The organism is Pseudomonas hamedanensis (assembly GCF_014268595.2).
Taxonomy (GTDB): domain Bacteria; phylum Pseudomonadota; class Gammaproteobacteria; order Pseudomonadales; family Pseudomonadaceae; genus Aquipseudomonas; species Aquipseudomonas hamedanensis.
The window spans coordinates 5,356,115-5,380,366 of record NZ_CP077091.1; the positions used below are offsets into that span (position 1 = coordinate 5,356,115).

General features: G+C 60.5%; 16 protein-coding genes. 9 read left to right on the plus strand and 7 right to left on the minus strand.

Features of this window, described 5'->3' with window-relative positions:
- Nucleotides 1–3: 3 nt before the first annotated feature.
- On the minus strand, nucleotides 4–438 hold the full coding sequence (locus HU739_RS23405; RefSeq protein ID WP_186549983.1) for an NUDIX hydrolase: 435 nt from the start codon (nucleotides 436–438) through the stop codon (nucleotides 4–6).
- Nucleotides 439–505: 67 nt separating this feature from the next.
- A complete protein-coding gene (locus HU739_RS23410) occupies nucleotides 506–1,861 on the minus strand; it encodes an HD domain-containing phosphohydrolase (RefSeq protein WP_186549981.1) in 1,356 nt (451 codons plus the stop codon).
- Nucleotides 1,862–2,113: 252 nt separating this feature from the next.
- On the opposite strand from HU739_RS23410, the gene HU739_RS23415 reads away from it, so the two are divergent.
- From HU739_RS23415 to HU739_RS23435, 5 genes are read left to right on the plus strand one after another with little or no spacing between them, the layout of a single operon-like run.
- Complete coding sequence (locus HU739_RS23415; RefSeq protein WP_186549979.1) at nucleotides 2,114–4,369, plus strand: GGDEF/EAL domain-containing response regulator; 2,256 nt, start codon at nucleotides 2,114–2,116, stop codon at nucleotides 4,367–4,369.
- On the plus strand, nucleotides 4,366–6,240 hold the full coding sequence (locus HU739_RS23420) for a putative bifunctional diguanylate cyclase/phosphodiesterase (protein WP_186549977.1): 1,875 nt from the start codon (nucleotides 4,366–4,368) through the stop codon (nucleotides 6,238–6,240). The genes HU739_RS23415 and HU739_RS23420 overlap by 4 nt, the downstream gene beginning before the upstream one ends.
- Complete coding sequence (locus HU739_RS23425; RefSeq protein WP_225922764.1) at nucleotides 6,237–7,202, plus strand: cytochrome-c peroxidase; 966 nt, start codon at nucleotides 6,237–6,239, stop codon at nucleotides 7,200–7,202. The genes HU739_RS23420 and HU739_RS23425 overlap by 4 nt, the downstream gene beginning before the upstream one ends.
- Nucleotides 7,199–9,013, plus strand: a complete 1,815-nt coding sequence (locus HU739_RS23430) for a DAHL domain-containing protein (protein WP_186549973.1) — start codon at nucleotides 7,199–7,201, stop codon at nucleotides 9,011–9,013. The genes HU739_RS23425 and HU739_RS23430 overlap by 4 nt, the downstream gene beginning before the upstream one ends.
- Nucleotides 9,010–10,413: an ATP-binding protein gene (locus HU739_RS23435; protein ID WP_186549970.1), complete on the plus strand. Its 1,404-nt coding sequence runs from the start codon at nucleotides 9,010–9,012 to the stop codon at nucleotides 10,411–10,413. The genes HU739_RS23430 and HU739_RS23435 overlap by 4 nt, the downstream gene beginning before the upstream one ends.
- 7 nt (nucleotides 10,414–10,420) lie before the next feature.
- Here the strand turns inward: HU739_RS23435 and HU739_RS23440 are convergent, their stop codons facing one another.
- Both HU739_RS23440 and HU739_RS23445 read right to left on the minus strand, forming a co-directional pair.
- A complete protein-coding gene (locus tag HU739_RS23440) occupies nucleotides 10,421–11,746 on the minus strand; it encodes an APC family permease (protein WP_186549968.1) in 1,326 nt (441 codons plus the stop codon).
- 187 nt (nucleotides 11,747–11,933) lie between these two features.
- Nucleotides 11,934–12,749: a carbon-nitrogen hydrolase family protein gene (locus tag HU739_RS23445; RefSeq protein ID WP_186549966.1), complete on the minus strand. Its 816-nt coding sequence runs from the start codon at nucleotides 12,747–12,749 to the stop codon at nucleotides 11,934–11,936.
- A 125-nt stretch (nucleotides 12,750–12,874) separates the two neighbouring features.
- On the opposite strand from HU739_RS23445, the gene HU739_RS23450 reads away from it, so the two are divergent.
- Complete coding sequence (locus HU739_RS23450) at nucleotides 12,875–13,675, plus strand: helix-turn-helix transcriptional regulator (protein WP_186549964.1); 801 nt, start codon at nucleotides 12,875–12,877, stop codon at nucleotides 13,673–13,675.
- A gap of 170 nt (nucleotides 13,676–13,845) precedes the next feature.
- Nucleotides 13,846–15,465, plus strand: coding sequence for an FMN-binding glutamate synthase family protein (locus tag HU739_RS23455; RefSeq protein ID WP_186549962.1), 1,620 nt, complete (start codon nucleotides 13,846–13,848; stop codon nucleotides 15,463–15,465).
- A gap of 104 nt (nucleotides 15,466–15,569) precedes the next feature.
- Here the strand turns inward: HU739_RS23455 and HU739_RS23460 are convergent, their stop codons facing one another.
- A complete protein-coding gene (locus HU739_RS23460) occupies nucleotides 15,570–16,991 on the minus strand; it encodes an amino acid permease (protein WP_186549960.1) in 1,422 nt (473 codons plus the stop codon).
- Nucleotides 16,992–17,462: 471 nt separating this feature from the next.
- Here HU739_RS23460 and HU739_RS23465 point away from each other — a divergent pair, with 471 nt between their 5' ends.
- Both HU739_RS23465 and HU739_RS23470 read left to right on the plus strand, forming a co-directional pair.
- Nucleotides 17,463–17,921, plus strand: a complete 459-nt coding sequence (locus tag HU739_RS23465) for an REP-associated tyrosine transposase (protein WP_186549958.1) — start codon at nucleotides 17,463–17,465, stop codon at nucleotides 17,919–17,921.
- Nucleotides 17,922–18,526: 605 nt separating this feature from the next.
- Nucleotides 18,527–21,691: a transglycosylase domain-containing protein gene (locus HU739_RS23470; protein ID WP_186552384.1), complete on the plus strand. Its 3,165-nt coding sequence runs from the start codon at nucleotides 18,527–18,529 to the stop codon at nucleotides 21,689–21,691.
- Here the strand turns inward: HU739_RS23470 and HU739_RS23475 are convergent.
- Both HU739_RS23475 and HU739_RS23480 read right to left on the minus strand, forming a co-directional pair.
- Entirely contained in the window at nucleotides 21,688–22,911 is a 1,224-nt protein-coding gene (locus tag HU739_RS23475) for a hypothetical protein (protein ID WP_407681934.1), read from the minus strand. The genes HU739_RS23470 and HU739_RS23475 overlap by 4 nt on opposite strands.
- Nucleotides 22,912–23,000: 89 nt before the next feature.
- Nucleotides 23,001–24,251 carry a cupredoxin domain-containing protein gene (locus HU739_RS23480; RefSeq protein ID WP_225922766.1) on the minus strand — a complete coding sequence of 417 codons (1,251 nt, stop codon included), beginning with the start codon at nucleotides 24,249–24,251 and terminating at the stop codon, nucleotides 23,001–23,003.
- Nucleotide 24,252: the final 1 nt, after the last annotated feature.

The following is a 24,252-nucleotide window of genomic DNA, read 5'->3' on the forward strand; positions in this document are numbered from 1 at the left end:
TGATCAGGCGAGTGCGGTCAGCGAGCGCCGATAAAACGGCAGGATCAGGTCGCGTGTCAATGGTGCCAGATCAACCGCCGGATCAGTGGCCGGGTCGACCCAGATCACCTCTTCGATTTCAGCGGCCGGGCAAACCTCGGCATCGATCGTCAATTGAAAAATCTGTGCGCAGACGACATACCCAGGCTCATTCGCAGCCGGCGCCGCAAACTCACCGAGGAACGCAGCCTGCGCCGGATCGATGCACAGGCCCAGTTCTTCCTCCAGCTCGCGAGCCAGCGCGTGCACCGGCAATTCCCGGGGTTCGATCTTGCCGCCCGGCTGCATGAACGCCGTGGTGCCGCGTTTGCGTACCAACAGGGTCTGGCCCTGCGCATTCAGCAGCAGCGCGGCGGCGATGTGGATAGTTTGAGCGGAAGCGACAGATGCGAGCGTCATGGGTGACAACAGTCCCTGGGTCAAAAAAACCAAGGATCCCACGCCCGCCCCTGTCTCGTCATGCCCTTCAGCCCTCAGCCTGCAGCAAGCCCGGCTCGTCCTGCGGCACTTTGACAAAAACCTGATACTTGCCGCCCTCCATCGCTTCGAAAGCAATCAGCTTTTCAATCAGCGGAGCACTGAGTACCTTGCCGGCGTTGAGCAGGAGCATGCCGTTATCGGCGTTGAGGTTACGCGCCAGTTCTGTTCCCGCTGTCAGCTCGCGGGTGGTCACGACCTTGACGTCCGGGTCGATCAGGGTGATATCGCTGAGGAACGCCGCGCACACCTGGATAAAATCCTCGACCAGTTCCGGGTCGTACAGACGGCCACTGTATTGACGCAGGTAAAGCAGGGCTTCGTCGCTGTTCATCTGCCGTTCAAGAATCAGCCCGCGTTGCAGTTCGACAAAGTCCACCGCCAGTTTCAACAAGCGCGAGCCGAACGGAATCGCCTCGCCCTTGAGGCGATCGGGAAAACCGCTGCCGTCCCAGCGCTCCTGATGATGGAGGATCAGCCGCGCGGCATCCTTCATCGGATCGAGGGTCATCAACAGCGATTCGCTCTGCTTCGGATATCCGCGATAACGCTCGCGCTCAGCGGAATGCAGCAGATCCGACGGCGTGACCATCATGGTGTCGGGCCAACTAAGTTTGCCAATGTTGTACAGGGCGGCCGCCATGGCCAGGTCGCGGCTGGTGGCTTCGTCCAGGCCGTGCGCCTTGCTGTAGCCGCGCACCAGTTCGATGATTTGCCGGTTGGTCTGTTTGGCCGGCGGCAGACGCAGATTGGCCAGCAGGGAGAACACTTCGGTGCCAGTGACGTAGCTGTGTTTGAGTTCTTCGTAAGCCAGATCGAGCATGTCGGCGGTCTGCTGCAACTCGGCGGTACGCGCGGCGACGTGCTTCTCCAGCGTGCTGTTGAGCAGCTTGAGCTGATCGTTCTGCACCCGGGCCAGACGCTCCAGGCGCTGGCGTTCGCGCTCGGAATGCTGGTGTTCCAGCGACTGGCGCAGAATCACCAGCAGTTCTTCGTCATTCCACGGTTTGCTGATGTAGCGGTGAATCTGGCCGTCGTTGATCGCCTTGATGATCGCCGTCGGATCGGCATAGCCGGTGAGCATGATGCGCATCGTCGCTGGCCAGCGCTGACGGACCTGCGCCAGCAACGAGGCGCCGTCCATGTTCGGCATGCGTGCGTCACTCATCACCAGGTCCACTGGCTGCTGCGCCAGTATCTCCAGCGCCTGGGCACCGCTGGTGGCCAAAAGGACATCGTAGGGCTGGCCGCGCAACAGGCGGCGCAGACTGTTGAGAATCGATTCTTCGTCATCGACCAGCAGCACCTTGGGGCGCTGGCTCGTCGAGGTGGTTTGTTCTTCCATGGTATGGCCTCAAGCGCAACAGTGGAGGTCAACGACGCGGCGCTCTGCCCCCGGCACCGACCCGCATCTGCTTTAAAGGCTAGATGATTTTGCCGATTGCTCACGCAAAACTTCTGCCTGGAAGCGCAGGCAAAGTGACGAACGGCCAACTACGCTCAACACAGTGAGCGGTTCCGTCCGCTGATAGGCCAGGAAATAAGGGAAAGGGATGCTCTTGACGACAACCGCGTATGAAATCGCAAGCAGCACGGGATGAACGCGCCACTTACGCAGATCAATCGGCGCGTACTCATCGTTGACGACAGTGCGTCGATCCATGAGGACTTCGCCAAGATCCTCAGTCCGGTCGCGCTTGACGATGACGGGTTGGGCGCCACCGAAAATCTATTGTTCGGCACCCCGTCGGCAGCGCCGCCCCTGCGCTTCGAACTGGATTCGGCCTTCCAGGGCCACCAGGCGCTGGAAAAGATCGAAGCCGCGCTGGCCAGTCAGCGGCCCTATGCCATGGCTTTTATCGACATGCGCATGCCGCCGGGCTGGGACGGCCTGGAAACCATCGAACGGCTGTGGCGAGTCGACCCGAAATTGCAGGTCGCGCTGTGCACGGCGTATTCCGACTATTCCTGGGAAGACATCGACCAGCGCCTGGCGCTGAACGACCGCCTGCTGATCCTGAAAAAGCCCTTCGACGCCATCGAGATCCGCCAGATGGCCAGCGCCCTTACGGTCAAATGGCAAATGACCGAAGACGCCGCGCTGAAAATGAACCTGCTGGAGCAAGCCGTCGAGGAGCGCACCCGGGAGCTGTCCGACGCCAACATCATTGTGCAGAACAGCCCGACCATCCTTTACCGGCTGCGCGGCGAGCCGTCGTTTCCGCTGATGTACATTTCCCACAACATCACCCGTTATGGCCATGTGGCGGCAGAACTGGTGCGTTCGCCCAACTGGGCACAAGCATTGATTCATCCCGACGACCAGGCCAGCGTCGATACGGCCATGGCCCGGGTCCTTGACCGGCACGCGCTGGGCGCTTCGATCGAGTTTCGTATGCGGACCGGGGACGGCACCTGGCGCTGGGTGGAAAACCGCTATATCCCGGTGCGCGACGATGACGGCCGCCTGCTCGAAGTAGAGGGGATTATCCTCGACATCACCGAGCGCCGCGTGGCCGAGGAAAAACTCGCCTTGCTGGCCCGCTCCGATGGCCTGACCGGGCTCGCCAATCGCGCGACGCTGATTGAGCGGCTGCACCAGGCCTTCGCCGCCGCGCGTCGGGGCGCCGCGCCGTTCGCGGTGTTTTATCTGGACCTGGACCACTTCAAGCGGATCAACGACACCCTCGGCCACCCGGTGGGTGATCTGCTGTTGCAGGAAGTCGCCCGGCGCATCAAGGCCAGCGTGCGCGAAAACGACGTGGTCGCGCGCCTCGGTGGCGACGAGTTCGCGATTGTGCAACTGGACGTCAGCGACCCGACGCAATCGGCGGCCATGGCCAACAACATCCGCGACACGCTGCTGGCGCCCTATCACCTGGCCGGTAATGCCCTGCACGTGTCGGTGAGCATCGGCATCAGCACCTACACCGCGGCCAGCCTCGACGCCGACAGCCTGCTCGGGCAGGCCGACACGGCGCTGTACCGCGCCAAGGAAATGGGCCGCAACCAATATCACTTCCACTGCGCCGAGATCTCCCGGGAGGTGGCTGAACGCATGACCCTGGCCAGCGAGTTGCTGACGGCGCTGGACGGCGACGAACTGACCCTCAACTACGCGCCCGAAGTGGATCTGCACAGCCGCCGGATTCTCGGCATGGAGGCGCAGATCGTCTGGCAGCATCCGCGTCTGGGCCTGCTGCCGGCCAGCGCGTTTGTGCCGGCGGCGCAACGCACCGGCGCGATCATTGCGCTCGGGCGCTGGGTGCTCGATCGCGCCTGTCGCCAGATGCGCCTGTGGCGCGATGAAGGCGTGGCCCCGCCGGTGATGGCGATCAAGCTGTCCCTGGCGCAACTCAAAAGCGGTCCGGAACTGATCTACGACGTACTGCGCACCACCGCACGCTGGGAACTCGCACCGTGGGACCTGCGCTTCGATGTCACCGAGGCCACGCTGGCGCAGACCAAGTGGACCCACAACGATGTGTTGCCGCGTTTGCGCGAGCTGGGCGTGACCATCGCCATCGACGACTTCGGCACCGAGTACTCATCGTTCGATTACCTGAAAACCTACCGGGTCAATCACCTCAAACTGGCTCAGACGTTCATCGACAGCGCGAGCAGGGATCCGGCCAGCGCCAACGCCCTGCGTGCGATCGTCAACTTCGCCCGGGATCTGGACATCGGCATCATTACCGAAGGTCAGACAGCCCCCGAGGCGCCGCTGATTGAGGGGAGCGAAGCGCCACTTTCCAGCGCGCAGGGGTTGTACTTCAGCGAGGCGGTCAGCGCCGAACAGGCGGAGCAACTGCTGCGCAACAGCGAATTGCCGCCGAAGGGGAATGAGGCATGAAGACCCCGTTCCCGCAGACCAACCGGCGCATTCTGATCATCGACGACACGCCGGCGATCCATGCTGACTTCCGCAAGATTCTCGCGCCACAGGCGCAGGACCCGGCCGATCTGCAGCAACTGGAACAGACGCTGTTCGGCACCCACCCGTCGGCCCACCTGACCTTCCAGCTCGATTCCGCCTATCAGGGCCAGGAAGCCCTGGCCCTGGTCGAGCGCGCCCTGGCCGCCGGCACCCCGTATGCCCTGGCCTTTATCGACATGCGCATGCCGCCCGGCTGGGATGGTCTGGAAACCATCGAGCAGCTCTGGCAGGTCGATCCGAACCTGCAAATCGCCTTATGCACCGCTTACAGCGATTACAGCTGGGAAGCCATGGCCGAAAGGCTGGCGTTCGGCGATCAATTGCTGATTTTGAAAAAGCCGTTCGACAGCCTGGAAATCCGTCAGATGGCCAACGCTCTGACCTGGAAATGGCAACTGGCGCAGGACGCGGCGTTGAAGATGCTCGCCCTTGAGCAAACCATCGAGGCGAGGGTGCATGAGCTGCTCAAAGTCTCGCACCTGCTGCAATACGACGCCCTCACGGGGCTGCCCAACAGCACGCTGCTCGGCGATCGCCTGAGTCAGGCGCTGGCGGTCTGCCGGCGCCATGACAAGCAACTGGTGGTGATGTTTCTGGGTCTCGACCGCTTCAAACGCATCAACCATGCCCTGGGCCATCCGGCGGGCGACGAGATGCTCAAATGCACCGCGCGGCAATTAACGCTTTGCCTGCGCGATTCGGACTCGGTCTTTCGCTACGGCGCCGACGAATTCGTGGTGATCCTCAACGACATCAACCACCCGCAGCAAACCCACGGCGTCGCAGAAAAACTGCTCGCGGCCATTCGTGCACCGCAGACGATTGCCGGGCATGACGTCAGCGTTACCGCCAGCCTGGGCATCAGCGTCTACCCCGAAGACGGGCTGGACGCCATCGTGCTGATCAAAAAAGCCGAAACCGCGATGCGCAACGTCAAGGAGCACGGTCCCGATGAAATCGGCTTTTTCATCGAAGCCATGAACCAGCACGCCCGGGAACAGCACAGCATCGAATCAGGTCTGCGCCGGGCCCTGCAAGCGCAAGAACTGGTCCTGCACTATCAACCCAAGGTCGACCTGCGCAGCGCCCGCGTGGTCGGGGCCGAGGCGCTGGTGCGCTGGCAGAAACCGGGGCATGGCTGGGTGTATCCCTCGGCATTTATCCCGGTGGCCGAGGACACTGGTCTGATCGTGCCGTTGAGCAAGTGGGTGCTGAATGAGGCCTGCCGTCAACTGCGCGAATGGCAACTGGCCGGACTGCCGCCGATTCGCCTGTCGATCAACACCTCGCCCATCGACTTTCGCCAGCGCGACTTCGTTGACGGTGTCGAACAGGCGCTGAAGCAAAACAACCTGGCCGCCGAATGGCTGGAGCTGGAAATCACCGAAGGTGTGTTGATGCAAAACGTCGAGGCCACCCTGACCGCGCTCAATCGGTTGAAGGCGCTGGGCACACGGCTGGCCATCGACGATTTCGGCACTGGCTATTCCAGCCTGAGTTATCTACGCCGCTTTCCCATTGACGTGCTGAAAATCGATCAGTCGTTCATTCGCGGCCTGTGCAGCGACAGTCACGACGCCGCGCTGGTCAGCGCCATCATCAACCTGGGCAAGAGCCTGGGTTTGAACGTCATCGCCGAAGGGATCGAAACCGCCGAACAACTGGCCTTTCTCAAGGCCCATCACTGCGAAGAAGGCCAAGGGTTTTATTTCAGCGAAGCCTTGCCGGCAGATACCTTCGCCCGCTGGCTGGCATCGGGAGAATGTGCACCGTGGAGCGCACCATGAATCGGTCGACGGGCCTGGTGCCCTATGCCCTCGCGCTGCTGCTGAGCGGCGGCGCTGCCAGCGCCATCGCCGAACCGCTGAACGAGCCGCTCAAACCGCTGCCCGAGGTGCCCCGCCAGGATGCCGGACGCGTGGTCCTCGGACGGCAGTTGTTTCATGACCCCAGATTATCGGTCAACAACACCTTGTCCTGCGCCAGTTGCCATCAACTGGAGCACAACGGTGCCGACAGCCGAGCGCTTTCAACGGGTTTCGACGGCAAACCCGTGGCGGTCAACACACCGACGGTATTCAACGCCAGCCTCAACTTCCGCCAGTTCTGGGACGGTCGCGTCGAAACGCTGGAGGAACAAAGCAACATCGTCATCACCAGTCCTCACGAAATGGGCAGCGACTGGAAGACCGTAATCGAGCGGATCGTCAGCGACGCCGGTTATCGCCGGGACTTCGCCGCGGCCTACCCGGACGGCGTGACCCGGGCCAATATCCAGCAGGCGCTGGCCGCCTTCGAACGCACCTTGCTGACCCCCGGTTCGCGTTTCGATCAATACCTGCTGGGCGATACCGCCGCCATTACCTATGAGGAGAAGCAAGGCTATCAGCGCTTCAAGGATTACGGCTGCATCGCCTGCCATCAGGGCGTGAATATCGGCGGCAACATGTTTCAGAAATTCGGCGTGTTCGGCGATTACATCGCCGATCGCGGCAACCCGACATCGGCTGACCAAGGGCGTTTCAATGTCACCGCCGACGAGGCCGATCGTGCGGTATTCAAAGTGCCGAGCCTGCGCAACGTCGCGCTGACCGCACCGTACTTCCATGACGGCTCGGCACCCGACCTCGAGCGGGCTGTGGATATCATGTTCCAGTACCAGTTGGGCCGCATGCCCAGCGCTGAAGACAAAAGCCTGATCATCCAGTTTCTCAAGACCCTGACCGGCAAGACGGAGGGCAAGCCATGATCGACATTTCACGCCGGCGCAGCCTGTTGCTGCTCGCCCTGATTGCCCTGGCGCTGGCCTCGGTGCTGCTGTTTCTGTATCTCAAGTCCAACTCCGAGCAGACCATGACTTACACCGAGTCGCGGGATCTGATCCGGCAGATCAAGCAGCAGGACTCGCTGTGGGAAAACGAGATCCTCAAGGCCAGGGTAGCGATTTCGCACAACTACGACCCGCTGGTGTCGCCGATGAACGAGATGAACCGGCTCTGGGCGCAGTTCGATTCGCTGGAGTCCGGCCACGGTCGTAACGACCTGGCGCAATGGAACGGCGCCCATGAGGCCTTTTTGCAGGCGATGCAGGAAAAGACCCGCCTGGTCGAACAGTTCAAGTCGCATAACGCCCTGCTGCGCAACTCACTGGCGTTTCTGCCGACCGCCGAGGACGACATTCAGCAGCAACTCGCCGCGCTGTCCGATTTCGACAAATTGCAGCAGCAAAACATCGTCACCGACACCTACGACTTACTGCTCAGCACGCTGGAATACGCCCAGGTCACCACTGTGGAAAAAGCCGCCGAAATCGAGCTGGGCCTGAACAAACTGGCGGTCAACGCCGAACGCCTGCCAGCGGATTTCAAGGCCCCGATCAGAATCCTCAGCAACCACATCGCTCTGATTGCTCGGGAGCAGCCGGTGGTCAATCAGGTACTCGAAAGCATCGAGGCCGTCCCCGTCGCCGAACAGCTGGACAGCCTCACCACCCTGCTCGATCGCGACCAGCGGCGCGTCGAGATAACCGACCGTCAGTATCACTTCTACCTGCTGCTGTTTTCTGTGCTGCTGATGTTGTCGCTGGTGTGGCTGGCGATCCGTCTGATCGGCAGCTTCGCGGAAATCAACCGGGTCAACGCGGCGTTGCAGACCGCCAACGATGTGCTGGAGCAACGGGTCGAGGAACGCACCCGCGAGCTGCGCAATGCCCAGAGCGAACTGCTCGACGCGGCCCGTCAGGCCGGCATGGCGGAAATTGCGACCAATGTGCTGCACAACGTCGGCAACGTCCTCAACAGCGTGAATATTTCTTCTGACCTGATCGCGCGCAAATTGCGCAGCAGCAAGACCCAGGGCCTGGGCAAAGCCATGCAGTTGATCAATGACCATCCCGATGACCTGGGGGTATTTCTCAGCGAAGACGCCAAGGGCAAACTGCTGCCCGGCTATCTCAATCAACTGGTCACCGCCATCGCCCAGGAACAACAGGAGATGGCCGACGAGTTGACCCAGATGAGCAAAAGCGTCGACCACATCAAAGACATCGTCGCTACCCAGCAGTCCTACGCCGGCGCCAGCAGCATGACCGAGCCGCTGTACATCGATCAGTTGCTCGAAGATGCCTTGCGCATGAACGCCGGCGCGCTGACCCGACATCACGTCACCGTGGTCAAGGCCTACGACGACGTGCCGCAAGTGATGGGCGACAAGCACCGTTTGCTGCTGATCCTGATCAACCTCATCAGCAACGCCAAATACGCGATGTCGGACCTGAGCAATCGTCCGCGCACCATGACCCTGGGCGTCAGGACTGTCGATGAGCGCTTTCTCGAAATCAGCGTCAAGGACGACGGCGAAGGCATTGCCGCCGAGAACATGACGCGGATCTTTGCCCACGGTTTTACCACCCGCAAGGAAGGCCACGGCTTCGGCTTGCACAGCTGTGCGCTGGCGGCCATCGAAATGAACGGCCATCTCACCGCCCACAGCGACGGGCCGGGCACAGGTGCGCTGTTCACCTTGCAGATACCCTTGATCACCGTCACGGAGAACGCATGAGCGAGCTGTCGAACCGCCGCATTCTGCTGATCGACGACATGCCGTCGATTCACGAGGACTTTCGCAAGATTCTCATGCCCGCCACACCACAGTCGGTAGAGCTGGACGAAATGGAAGCCGCGCTGTTTGGCGCCCAGGCCCGGCCCGAGCGGCCGCTGTTCGAACTGGACTCGGCCTACGGCGGCGAGGAAGGCCTGGGCAAACTGATCCAGGCCCTGCAGGAACAACGCCCCTATGCACTGGCGTTCGTCGACATGCGCATGCCCGATGGCTGGGATGGCGCGAAAACCATCGAGCATCTATGGCAGCACGATCCGCAATTACAGGTGGTGGTGTGTACTGCCTATTCGGATTATTCCTGGGACGAACTGCTCGACCGACTCCAGGCCCATGATCGCTTGCTGATCCTGAAAAAACCCTTCGACAACATCGAAGTCCAGCAGATGGCCAACACGCTGCTGACCAAATGGCAGATGACCGAAAGAGCCTCGCTGCAGATGCACCATCTGGAACATCTGGTCGATCAGCGCACCGCCCAGTTCAAGCAGGCCAGCGAAGACTTGCAGCGGGAGATCGACGAGCGCAAACAACTGGAAGGGCAACTGGTGCAGTCGGAAAAACTCGCCTCGCTGGGGCAATTGGCGGCGGGGGTCGCTCACGAAATCAACAACCCGATCGGCTTCATTTCTTCCAACCTCGGCACGCTCGACGGTTACTTCAATCAGCTGCGTCCCCTGTTCGATGCCTACCACAGCATCGGCCAAACCCTGGGCGGCGAGTCCGCCGCCCGTTTGCAGCAACAGCGCGAAGCGGCCGAACTGGATTTTCTTCTCGAAGACATCCCGCTGCTGATCCGTGAATCCAAGGAGGGCATCGGCCGGGTCGGGCAGATCGTCAAGGACTTGAAAGACTTCTCCCGCGTCGACACCCAGCAGCAATGGCAATGGGCGAATCTGCAGCAAGGCATCGAATCGACCCTGAACATCGTCGCCAGCGAACTCAAATACAAGGCTGATCTGGTCAAGGATTACCAGCCTCTGCCGGACATCGAATGCCTGCCCTCGCAAATCAATCAGGTCATCATGAACCTGGTGGTCAACGCCGCGCAGGCCATGGGTCCGGAGCGCGGCACCATTACCTTGCGCACCGGCGTCGAGGGCGACAACGTCTGGATCGAAGTCGCCGACACCGGTTCGGGCATCCCTGCGGACACGCTGCAGAAAATCTTCGATCCGTTCTTCACCACCAAACCGGTCGGCCAAGGCACGGGGCTTGGGCTGTCGCTGTCTTACGGTATCGTGAAAAAACACGGCGGCGATATTCAGGTTCGCAGCGAATTGGGCGTGGGCACGACATTCCGTGTCGAACTGCCCATACGCCAGAACCGACTGGCCGTTTGAGGCACATTCAGCCGGCTTCCTGAAAATCCAGTTCCGGCGGCTGACGACGGAAACCACCGGTGAGCACCGCGAGGTACACCACGCCAATCGCCAACCAGCTCAACCCCAGCCAGACCGCCAGATGATCGAGGCTGACCATCAGCCACAAATCCGCAACCAGGCCGATCAGCGGGCAGAGCAAAAACAGCAACAGCTCGCGCGGGCCTTTTTTCTCGCCGCCGATCCAGTAGTGGAAAATCACCGACAGGTTGACCAGGCTGAACGCCAGGAACGCGCCGAAGTTGATGAACGAAGTCGAGGTGGTGACGTCGAGTTTCAGCGCCAGCAACGCCACTGCCGCACACAGCAGAATGCTGTTGACCGGCGTACCGAAGCGCGTGTGCAAGGTGCCGAAAAACGACTTCGGCAAGACCCCGTCTCGGCCCATGGCGAACAGCAGCCGCGAACCGCTGGCCTGCGCCGACAAGCCTGAGGCGAACTGGCCGACGATCAGACCAATGAGGAAGATCGACACAAACAGATCGCCACCGATGTTGCGGGCGATTTCATAGGCTGCCGAATCGACGCTGTCGAACTGGAACGACGGATGCGCGATTTGCACAAAGTACGAGACGCCGACGAAGATCAAACCGCCGATCAGGGTGATCAGCATGATCGCCCGGGGAATGGTGCGGCGCGGATCGCGGGTTTCTTCGGTCAGGGTACTGACCGCGTCGAAGCCGAGGAACGAATAGCAGGCAATCGCCGCGCCGCTCATGATCAGCGGCATCTGCATGTCGCCGTTGAAGAACGGTTTGATCGACCACAGCGGCGTACTCGCATCGCCGCCGATGTAGTGAATGCACAGCGCAACGAACGCGATCAGCACGAGGAACTGCACCAGCATCAGCAAGGCGTTGATGCCATTGGCCAGTTTCAAGCCGATGATATTGATCGCACTGGTGATGCCGATGAACGCCAGCACCCAGATCCACTGCGGGATCGACGGGAACGCCGAAGCCAGGTAGGCCGAGCCGATCAACCAGATGGCCATGGGCAGAAACAGGTAATCGAGCAACACCGCCCACCCGGCAATGAAACCGAGCTTGGGGCTGATTGCCTTGCGTACATAGCTGTAAGCCGAGCCGGCCACCGGGAAAGCGGCGGCCATGCGTCCGTAACTCATGGCGGTGAAGAACATCGCCACCAGTGCTGCCAGGTAGGCCGCCGGGACCATGCCGGCGGTGGCCTGGGCGAGGATGCCGAAGGTGCCGAGGACAATGATCGGCGTCATGTAGGCGATGCCAAACAGCACCACCGACCCTAGCGAAAGGGTGCGTTGCAAACGAGCCATGGGCGTCTTACTCCGAATGTTATTGGATTTATGGCAGAGCCGGATTCGGCGAAAATTTCGGGTGTGACTGATCGTTCCCACGCTCCGCGTGGGAATGCCTCAATGGACGCTCTGCGTCCGCTCTTGGGACGCAGAGCGTCCCGGGCTGCATTCCCACGCAGAGCGTGGGAACGATCGGAGTAAAGGGCTAAGGAATCAGCAGCTCCCGCACACCAGAAGCCTGCTCCACCCTCTCCCCCGGCAACTTCAAACGCTGATCATCCAGATAGCGATAATCCTTGCGCGCAATTTCCAGTTGAGCGAAATCCAGCTCGACCCCGAACTGCCCTTCTTCGCGCCCAGCCTCGAACAGCAGCGTCCCCAGCGGATCCACCAGCGCACTGCCACCGGCAAACACCAGGCCGTCATCGCCCGATTCAACGCGATTGACCATCAGCGCAAACGCCTGGTTTTCCTGAGCGCGGGCCATGACCGCGGTGCGGTGGGTGGGGCCGTACGGGTCCATGTTGCCGTTGGTGACGATGAGCAATTCCACCCCCAGTTGCGCGAGGGCACGGGCGGTTTCCGGGAACTCGATGTCGTAGCAGATCAACAGGCCGACGCGCACGCCGTTCCACACGCAGGTGGCGTAACGGTCGCCGGCTTCGAATACACCACGATCCGAGGCCCACAGGTGGGTTTTGCGGTATTTCAGGGCGATGCCTTCGGGGGTGATCAGCAAAGTGGTGTTGTAGAAGCGCCCGCTGTCGCTCTCGGCCATGCCGATGACCACCGCTATATCGCGCTCACGCGCTGCTGCGAGCACGGCGCTGACGGTCGGGCCGTCGAGCGGTTCGGCAATCTGCGCCACGGTTTCAGCGTTTGGGAAGCCCATCAGGTGAGTTTCCGGAAATACGATCATCTGCGTATCCGCCGTGCAGGCAGCGATCGCCGCCAGCGCGCGTTCGAGGTTGTAAGCCGTGTCGTGGTCACGGCCCGCCAGTTGGGCGAGTTCGACTTTCATGGGCATTCCTTGTTATGCGCGCCGGGCCTTGAAAGATTGCCCGGTGACTGTCTGTGGGCCAGTATGCGCAGCAAGCAACCGGCCAGGGAATCACGCGGCCGGGGTAACCCGATAGGGGTAGATCAATGACACTTTCGTTGAATGACATCACTTGGCACCGCGCCGTCGGGCAATTGATCGACGCACTCGACAAGCCGAATTTCTGGGCGCAACTGGTGCGTCTGCTTGAGCAGTACGTGGTGTTCGATAGCTGGGTGGTGCTGCTGTTCAGTGCCGACCAGCATCCGCAAGTCTTCGCCGAATGCCCCGGTGAGGACGGCAGTCCTGATCCGTTGTTTCAGGATTATCTGCGCGGTCTGTACCTGCTCGACCCGTTCTACATCGCCTGCCGCGAGCAATCGCGCACCGGCCTGTATCGCCTGTCGGAAGTTGCACCGGAGCATTTCGAGCTGACCGAGTATTACCAGCGATACTTTCGTCTGAATGTGGTGGCCGACGAAGTCCAGTTCAATTGCCAGCTCGAAGGCGAGCGCACGCTGTGCCTGTCGCTGGGCAGTGAAAAACGTTTCACTGGCGAACAGATCGCTTTGCTGTCTTTGATTCAGCCATGGGTGCTGGGTCTGTTGCGCCAACGCCTGCCATACGAGATCAACGAAACCGTGGCCCTCGCCGCCGCGCCTGCGCAGACAGACTGGCGGGTGCAACTGGAAGCGTCGGTGCAACAGCTCAAGGGCGCACAATTGACCGCGCGCGAGCTGGATGTCGGGCGCTTGATGCTCAGCGGTTGCTCCAGTAAAGAAATCGCCCGTAAGCTGGAAATCTCCGTGGAAACCGTGAAAGTCCATAAGAAACACATGTACAGCAAGCTGGGAATCAAGTCCCAGTCCGAGCTGTTTTCGATTTTTCTCCAGGCGCAGAACGCCTGAGCGCCGGGTATTGTTGCCTTTTGTAGGAGTGAGCCTGCTCGCGATGGCGCCAGGTCAGCGAAACTTTTGTAGCTGATATACCGCTATCGCGAGCAGGCTCACTCCTACAGGGGAATGTGTATATCCCAAAATCTTCGCTGAATATTCGAGTCCGAACCCAAGGAAACCGTATGAGCCTGTCGCTGCTGAGCCGCTACGCCTTCTTTGCCGTCTGTGTGATTTTCACCCTCGCCAGCCTGCCTTTCCTCGACCACGACTGGCTGTGGCCACTCACCGCCGTGACTGCCGTGCTGAGCCTGATCGGCATTTTCGATCTGGTGCAGACCCGTCACGCCGTGCGCCGCAACTATCCGATCCTGGGCAATGTCCGTTATCTGGTCGAGGGCATCCGCCCGGAGATTCGCCAATACCTGCTCGAATCAGACAGCGATGCCCTGCCCTTCTCCCGCGCCCAGCGCTCGCTGGTGTACTCGCGCGCCAAGAATGAAACCGCCGACAAACCCTTCGGCACGCTGATCGATGTCTATCAGTCCGGCTTCGAATTCATCGGCCACTCGATGCGCCCGGCGCCGTTGAGCGACCCGAACGGTTTCCGGGTCACCGTCGGCGGCCCGCAGTGCACGCAGCCGTATTCGGCGTCGATCTTCAACATCTCGGCGATGAGCTTCGGTTCGCTCAGCGCCAACGCCATCCGCGCGCTGAACCAGGGCGCCAAACTTGGCAATTTCGCCCACGACACCGGCGAAGGCAGCATCAGCCCGTATCACCGCGAACACGGCGGCGACCTGACCTGGGAACTGGGCAGCGGCTACTTTGGTTGCCGCACCAGCGACGGCCGTTTCGACCCGGAACGCTTCGCCGTCCAGGCGCAGAATCCGCAAGTGCGAATGATTGAAATCAAGATGAGCCAGGGTGCCAAACCCGGCCACGGCGGCATCCTGCCCAAGCACAAGGTCACCCGAGAGATTGCCGACACCCGCGGCATCCTGATGGGCGAAGACTGTGTCTCGCCGTCACGCCACAGCGCGTTTTCCACGCCCATCGAAATGATGCAGTTCATCCAGCAACTGCGTGAGCTGTCGGGCGGAAAACCGGTGGGTTTCAAATTCTGCCTCGGCCATCCGTGGGAATTCATGGGCATCGCCAAGGCCATGCTCGAGACCGGCATTCTTCCGGACTTTATCGTTGTCGATGGCAAGGAAGGCGGCACCGGCGCCGCACCGGTGGAATTCACCGACCACATCGGCGTGCCGATGCGCGAAGGCCTGCTGTTCGTGCACAACACCCTGGTCGGCCTGAACCTGCGCGACAAAATCAAACTCGGCGCCAGCGGCAAGATTGTCAGCGCCTTCGACATCGCCAGCGTGCTGGCCATCGGCGCCGACTGGGCCAACTCTGCGCGCGGCTTCATGTTCGCCATTGGCTGCATCCAGTCGCAAAGCTGCCACACCAACAAATGCCCGACCGGCGTGGCGACTCAGGATGCCCTGCGCCAGCGTGCGCTCGTCGTCCCGGATAAAGCGCAGCGTGTGTTCAACTTCCATCGAAGCACTCTGAAAGCCTTGGCGGAAATGCTCGCGGCGGCCGGACTTGAGCATCCGTCGCAACTGTCGGCCAAGCATCTGGTGCGGCGCATGTCGGCGACCGAGATCAAGTTGTTCTCGCAGTTGCATGTGTTTTTGAAACCAGGGGAATTGCTTACCGGGGAAGTGAACGGGGAGTTTTATTCGCGGATGTGGCAGATGGCGCGGGCGGACAGTTTTGAGCCGAATGAGGTGGCAGCTGCGTGAGACTGGCAATATGCTGACACGTAGTTTTCCCCGCTGTGCAGCGCTCACGAAAAAGCCCCGGTCTCACTCACGACCGGGGCTTTTCTGTTTTCAGCGATTGAACGTTACGAAACCGAACGCGCCGTGTCTTGCGACACCTGAGTCGGTTGCAACTTGAACACATAGAACAACACCGTCAGCAGCACCAGAAACGCCGGCCCTACATACAGCGCCACGCGAGTATCCGGGAAGTACGCCATCAGGCCGACCACCAGCACCAGAAACGCCAGGGCGAAATACGAACTGACCGGGTACAGCCACATTTTGTATTTGAGGCCGGCACGTTCGCTGGCGCTCAGGCCTTTGCGGAATTTCAGCTGGGCGAGCAGGATCATCACCCAGGTCCAGATCGCGCCGAAGGTGGCGATCGAGGTGACCCAGACGAAGACTTTTTCCGGCACCAGATAGTTGAGCAGCACGCCCAACAGCAGCGCAGCAATCGACAGCAGCAGCGCGCAACGCGGCACGCCGTTGTTCGATGTCTTGGCAAAACCGGCCGGGGCCTGGCCGTTCTGCGCCAGGCTGTAAAGCATGCGGCCGGTGCTGAAGATGCCGCCGTTGCACGACGACAGCGCTGCGGTGATCACCACGAAGTTGATGATGCCGGCGGCGGTCTTGATGCCCAGACGCTCGAACGTCATTACGAACGGGCTGCCTTGCGTGCCGATTTCATTCCACGGATAGATCGACAGGATCACGAACAGCGCGCCGACGTAGAACAGCAGAATTCGCCAGAACACCGAGCCGATCGCATCAGGAATGGTCTTTTGCGGGTTCTTCGCTTCGCCGGCGGTCAAGCCGATCATCTCGACGCCGAGGTAGGCGAACATGACCATTTGCAGGGACATCAGCACGCCCGTTACGCCGTTGGGCATGAAGCCGCCGTGGGCCCACAGGTTGGAAATGCCCAGCGCCACGCCGTCATTGCCGAAACCGAAGGCGATGATGCCGACGCCGCCAATGACCATGGCAATGATGGTGACGATCTTGATCAGGGCGAACCAGAACTCGAATTCACCGAAGGCCTTGACCGCGATCAGGTTGATCGAGCCCATGCTGATCAGCGCCGCGAGGGCCCAGATCCAGCGCGGCACATCGGGAAACCAGATGCCCATGTACACCGCCACCGCGGTGATTTCCGCGACGCAGGTTACCAGCCACAGGAACCAGTAGTTCCAGCCGGTGAGAAAACCGGCCAGCGGGCCGAGATAGTCCTGGGCGTAGCGGCTGAACGAACCGGCCACCGGGTTGTGCACCGCCATCTCGCCGAGGGCGCGCATGATCACCAGGATCGCCAGACCGCCGAGGATGTAGGACAGCATGATTGCCGGGCCGGCCATTTCAATGGCCTTGGCCGAACCCAGGAACAGACCGACGCCGATACAGGCACCGAGCGCCATCAGGCGAATATGCCTTTCGCCGAGTTCGCGTTTGAGCGGACCGCCCTGAGCGGTTTCGCCGTGAGGCAGATGATTGCCGACTGGCATAAGGGTGCAACCTCGTTTTGTTATTGGATATGACCACCGGGTCTCGAAGCGTCGGCCGATAGGCGTTGGCTGGGCAGGAAACCGCGTCGGCTTCGTGGGCAGACGCGTCTTGCAGGGCAACCTGCAAGATCAGCGGGGCGTGCAGTATAAAAAGCCTTTCGCAGGTCTTTTCACTCTATAAATCACAACATTCAGTGACAAGTCGTGGCACAAGTGCGGTTTGCAGAAGGCATTACCTGCCTTGCGTAGGAAGACTCGCCACTGAAAAAGGCGCCGAGTATTGCACAGCAATGGTGCAGCGTCATGCCCCAGCCCCCGTGCACTTGATTCACCTGCTATCTCTCTCCTTGCGCTTCATCACCGATAAATCACCCGGCGAATTCAGAAATTTCACTCAACGATTGCAGCGCCAACCAAAGCAATCAACCACTAACCTTTAGAGAAGCCAGGAACACAAGCAAGGAAGCTCACGTGCCAGTCCGTCCCAATTCCCACCGTCTACGCCAAGGTCGATTCTCTGAAAAGGGGCGTGCCTATTTCATCACCGCGGTTATCCACCAGCGCCGGCCCGTATTTTCAGATTGGCAAACAGGCCGATTATTGGTTGCAGAGCTGCGTCGGGTTCATGAGCAAGGCATCGCGAAATCCATTGCCTGGGTTGTCATGCCCGACCACTTTCATTGGTTGATGCAGTTGCAAAGCGGCTCACTTGGCGAAGTCATTGGCGGTATCAAGGCTCGCTGCACGCACGCGGTCAACAGAAAAACCGGACGTCACGGACCGCTGTGGCAATCCGGCTACCATGACCGCGCGATCCGTGACGGCGAAGACTGGGAGCCATTCGCCCGCTACCTCATCAATAATCCCTTGCGAGCCGGACTGGTCGATAAAATCGGTGACTACCCGCTTTGGGATGCCTGCTGGCTATGAGCGCAACAGCTCTCTGTAATAAGTGAATTTATTGTGGCGAGGGGATTTATTGTGGCGAGGGGATTTATCCCCGCTCGGCTGCGAAGCAGTCGCAACTCCCCTACACGCGGTGTGCCTGCAAAAACGCTGCTGCCAGGGTTTGGGGCCGCTTCGCTGCCCAGCGGGGATAAATCCCCTCGCCACAGTGAATCTTCACATGACGGAGAAAACCCGCTCGTTACAAAATTCTCTCGTCACACCGACAACACTTGAGATGCTTGCGGCGTTGAGCGGAGCAGGATCTCTGTGGCGAGGGGATTTATCCCCGCTCGGCTGCGAAGCAGTCGCAACTTCCCTACACGCGGTGTGCCTGCAAAAACGCTGCTGGCCGGGTTTGGGGCCGCTTCGCTGCCCAGCGGGGATAAATCCCCTCGCCACGGTGAATCTTCACATGACGGAGGAAACCGGCTCGTTGCATAAATCCATACATCATTACGTTCAATTGTCCGCTCCAGTTTTATTCAGATAATCCGCCTCCCCCGCCCTTCACAATTTTTTCACCAGCGCCAACCACCGTCTAAGCTTCAGGCAAGTGCGATCAATCTGCGTGAATGGATCAATCGACTATGGGCGCTTTGTGGCAAACCGATTCGAGTAAAGCCGTGGTTCCGACTGAACGTGTGGATGAAGCGCCTATTCCTGAAAAAACCCGCCGTCACCGGCATGGGTGGAAGGCTTTCTGGTTGTTGCTGGTGATCATTGCGGTCGTTGTGGGGTTGGCTGCGTCCAAGGAAATGCGCACCTCGCGTTTTCAGTCCCGGGAATTGAGCCAGTACGCCGCTTCGCTGACTTACAAGCTTGAACCCGGCCCCAGCGAAGCGATTCGTTATCCCGGCAACGGGCCGTTCGATCTGCGCCTGGGCTACAGCTCGCTCGACGAATTTCTGCCGCGGCTGCTCAAACGCAATTATGTGATTACCGAGCAGACGCGTTTTTCCCCGGCCCTGCTCAGCTACACCGACAAGGGTCTGTTCGTGCCCTACTCCGAAAAGATTCAGGCCGGGTTGTCGATCACCGATTGCCGCGCCGCGCCGTTGTACCAATACAACTATCCGCAACAGCTGTACGCCAGCTTCGCGGCGATTCCGCCGGTGGTGGTCAACAGCCTGCTGTTCATCGAAAACCGCTTTCTGCTTGACCCGAAACAACCGTTGGCCAACCCGGCGGTGGACTGGCCGCGCTTTGGCATGGCGGCGTGGTCGCAGGTGGCGAAGTTGCTGCGCCTGCCGGGACAGTCGGCCGGTGGCAGTACGCTGGCGACGCAACTGGAAAAGTACCGGCATTCACCGGATGGCCTGACTGTGTCGGGTGCCGAAAAGATTCGCCAGATGATCTCCGCCAGCGTGCGCGCCTATCAGGAGGGTCCGCAAACCCTCGGCGCGCGGCAGAACGTTGTGCGCGACTACCTCAACAGCGTGCCACTGTCGGCGGTGCCGGGGCATGGTGAAGTGCACGGCATGGCCGAAGGGTTGCGGGTCTGGTATGGCAGCGACTTCAACAAGGCCAACGAACAACTCAACAGCCCGGCCACCGATCCGCAAAGCATGGCCGCCAAAGGCCTGGCCCTGCGCGAAATGCTCTCGCTGATGATCGCCCAGCGCCGCCCATCGCATTACCTGACCAAGGGCCGCGAAGAGCTCGCCAACCTCACCGACAGCCACCTGCGCCTGCTCAAGCAGAACGGCGTGATCGACAGCGCACTGGCCGACGCCGCCCTGGCCAGCACCGTCAGCTACCGCGACTGGCAGACCCAGCCAACGATGCAGCCGATTGAAACCAACAAAGGCATCAGCGTCGCCCGCAGCCGCCTGGCGAGCATGCTCAACCGGCCGTTGTATGACCTCGATCGCCTCGACCTTTCCGCCACCAGCACCTTGCAAGGCGATTTGCAGAGCCAGGCCACCGCCTACCTGAAAAAACTCGCCGACCCGGCCTATGCCGCCGAAATCGGTCTGCTCGGCGAACGCCTGCTGACTCCGACCAGCACCACCCAGGTGCGCTACAGCTTCACCCTGTTCGAACTGACCCCGGACGGCTCCCGCGTGCGTGTGCAGACCGACAGCACCGACCAGCCGTTCGACATCAACGAAGGCAGCAAACTGGAACTGGGCTCGACCGCAAAAATGCGCGTGCTGACCACTTACCTGCAAATCATTGCCGAACTGCACGACAAGTACGCCACCATGGGCGTGCCGGAACTGAAAAAAGTCGAGATCCCTGAGCAGGATCGCCTGAGCCGTTGGGTCCTCGATTACCTGATCCAGAACAAGGACCACGACCTGTCGAAGATGCTCGGCGCAGCGCTGGACCGCAAATACTCGGCGAGTCCCGGCGAGGCGTTTTTCACCGGCGGTGGCTTGCACACTTTCAATAACTTTCGCAAAGAGGACAACGGTCGCCTGCCGACCCTGCGCGATGCCCTGCGCGAGTCGATCAACCTGCCGTTCATTCGCCTGATGCGCGACGTGGTGCGCTACATCACCTACTCCGGCCCCAACAGCAGTGCCGAACTGCTCAAGGATGACCGCGACCCGCGCCGTCAGGAATACCTGGCCAGTTTTGCCGACCGCGAGGGCACCTCGTTCCTGCTCAAGTTCTGGAAAAAGTACCGGAACAAGGACACCCAGGCGCGACTGGAGACCTTCCTCGACGGCATGCGCCCGACGCCGATCCGCCTGGCCGCCGTGCATCGCTACCTGCTGCCCGAGGCCGAACAGAAAGACTTCAACAGCTTCGTGCGCTCGCATCTGAAGGGCAGCAAACTCAACGAAAAACTCACCGACGATCGCCTGATCAGGCTTTACGATGCCTACGGCCCGGGCAGCTACGACTTGCCGGATCAGGGCTTCATCGCCAAGGTGCATCCGCTGGATCTATGGCTGATGGGCTACCTGCTCAACCATCCGGACGCGACGTTCAGTCAGATCGTCAAAGCCAGCCATTTCGAGCGCCAGGAAGTCTACAGCTGGCTGTTCAAGAGCAAGCACAAGGGCGCACGCGACAGCCGAATCCGCACCATGCTGGAAATTGAAGCCTTTCTTGAGATTCACCAGCGCTGGCAGAGCGTCGGTTATCCGTTCGACCACCTGGTGCCGTCACTCGCCACCGCCATCGGCAGCTCCGGCGACCGCCCTGCGGCGCTGGCCGAGCTGATCGGTACGATCCTCAATGACGGCGTGCGCCTGCCAACGCTGCGCATCGACAGCCTGCATTTTGCTGCCGGCACGCCCTACGAAACCCGCCTGGTCAACGACCCGCATGTCGGCAAACGGGTGATGCCGGTAGAAGTCGCCAGAGCCATGCGTGAAGCGCTTTCACAAGTTGTTGATGCCGGTACGGCAAAACGTGTTTCCGGCAGTTTCAAACTGGCTGATGGCACGCCATTGGCCATGGGTGGCAAAACGGGCACCGGTGATAACCGCATACAGGCCATCGGATCGGGCGGCAGAATCCTCAGTTCGAAGTCGATCAACCGCACCGCGACCTTCGTGTTCTACATCGGCGATCACCATTTCGGCACCCTCACCGCGTTCGTGCCGGGGCGCTCAGCGGACACCTTCAAATTCACCTCGGCCCTGCCCACACAGGTGCTCAAGGGCATGGCGCCGATTCTGACGCCCTACCTGCAACCGGGCAGCGACTCGCAATGCCGACCGCCGGCGAATACCCAGGTGACGATGGCGGCAATGGCTGAATCCGAATGGCATGGCCGCGAAGACTCACTCCGCTAACCCACCTCAGAATCCCAGATCACCGTGACACTGCCCGAATAGCTTCGGGCAGTGCCAGGTTTGATCATTTCATCCACCGCATCCTGCGCGACTTCGAAGTGCAAAGTGCCGACCTTGCGATCCAGGTAAAAGCCCGGTTGAAACAACTCGGTGCCGCTGCCGTCACGCAGCAACCGCCGGCGGTTGACCGGCTGGCCGGCGCCATCTGTCAGGCCGTTGGGCAACGTCACACTGACCTCCAGCGGCGCCGAGTGGCCGGAGGTCGACTCCCATAACGCACAGGTGTTGTTGCTGTAATACTCACATTGCAGGTTCATCTTGAAATGGCTCGACGTCCAGATATTGAAAGTCTGGTCACGCAGCAAACGCGTCGGCTTGCGGCCCTGATCCAGCCAGGATTGCCAGCCGCCGACGGGCTCCAGTACCACTCGGTTGCCGCCGGGCGGGATGTCGACCTTCAGGGTGTGTTCAACGGACAAGGCAAAGTTGAGGCTGATGGCACTGTCATCCGCCAGCATGACATCGCCCATGTCGAAATCCCCATACGGCCCGACCGTGTAATTCAATACGCCGCGATAGACCCCGGCTGACATTCTGAGCGGGTTGGGGGTGATGAGTTGATAAGAAAACCCCGTATCCCGATAGGAAAAACCGTAGCTCTCGTCGATCGTTAACTTTGCCTGCCTTGAGCACACCCCGGCATCGAGCGGCACCCGCCAGAAAAAGGCGTACCACACTTGAGTACCGTAGCCGACACCGCCGTATCGACAGGGCGCGGGTGCATTGACCCAACCAGGCCAGGTGCCGGCCAGAAGCGGTTTCGTGATGGCGTAAGTTGCACCTATGCCATTGACGCGCATCCTGACGGTCTCGGTTTCCCCCGTCCCTTCATGAACGACCTGGACGTCGCGCCATGACGACGGCACCCGGAACATCGGACCTTTGCGCTCGTCATGCAGTGCCTCGATGGGCGCTACCGCCTTGAAGCGAATGGGTAGGCTAAGACTGAACACGCCATTCTCGCAAAGCGTCGGGTAATTGCCGCAATACCCGCCTTGTGGTGTCGTATTTTCAAACTCATTTTGGGCAGGATTCGACGGATCCGGGCGAAACACCGCGGTGATATCCAGACTCGCGGCGCGCACCGTGGAGGCAAACAAACCTGCCAGCAGCCAAGCCAACAGGCCCCAACCCTTTTTTGTCGTGATCATGATGTGCATATTTTGCGAGGGCCTCTGGTAACGCCACAAATTGGTTTTCGCTCATCCTGCGTGATAGCTGAATGGCATGGCCGCAAGGACTCACTCCGCTAACCGACCTCCGAATCCCAGATCACCGTGATATTGCCCTTGTAGGGTTTGTCCCGGGCGTTGTCGATCAGCCAGTTGACGTCCCTCTGGTCGACCTCGAAATGCAGCGTTCCGGGCTTGCGATCAACGTAGATACCGGGTTGAAACGGACTGCTCGGTGTCAGGCGCAATGGCATGCGCCGGACCGGTTGTCCGGTGCTGTCGGTCAGTCCGTTGGGCAGGCTGACGCTGACGTTCACGGCGCCGACGTAGCCCGTTTCGCGGTCGGTGATCCCGCAGCCGTTACCAAAACCCATGTCGTGCTCACATTCGATCTTCATGGTGAATTTCGACGAGGCGGAGATATGGAAGAGCTGGTCACGGTAAAGACGTGTCGGCCGGCGGCCGTGTTCCAGCCAACCCTGCCATCCGCCCTCGGGTTCCAGCACGACCTTGTTGCCCCCCGGCGGAATTTCGACTTTGAGGGTGTGCTGTACGTCCAGGACAAAGTCCAGAGTGAGGCTGTCGTCATCCGCATCCATCATCGAGCCCATCTGGAAATCGCCGCTGGACCCCAGGGTGTAGGTGATTGAACCGGTATATAGGCCGCTGCTCATGCTCAACGGATTTGGAGTTTTCAGTTCGTAAGCAATATCGATGCCCTGGAAGTACATGGAGGGAATGCCGAAGGCTGCTGTTTTTGTGCAGGCCGCTTCCACCGGCATCCGCCAGAAAAAATGATAAAGGGTGGCGGTATACCCGGCCACGCCGGTCCCCAGACAGGGCGCAGGGGCATAAAGCCAGCCGGCACGGGATGTCCAGAGCACGTCATGGCCGGAAGGGTGAACCACTCCGGTCAGCTCCTCGACGGTGTTGCTCAGGATGTACCGCGAGCCGATGCCGGTAATGCGTACCTCGACGTCCTCTGTCTCTTGAGTATCAGTGTTGGTTACCGTCAACCGTCGCCAGGCCACGGGAACCCGCAGCGAAAGATCGTCCCCCGGTACGATCGCGCGGTTTGAGTCAAAACGGACGGGTAACTGAATACTGAACATATTGGCATTGGCGCACTGCACAGGATAGCTTGCGCAGTAGCCACTGTTGGGCGTCTGGTTGACGAACAGGTTCTTGCTCGGCTGGGACGGGTCGGGCTGAAACAGCGCACGGATTTCCTGATTGGCCGCCTGCACCCCGGTGGTACTCATCACCGCGAGCAACGCCAGACATTGGCTGACCCGAGGCATGCGCCGGCCTTGTTTGTGAAATTTCATC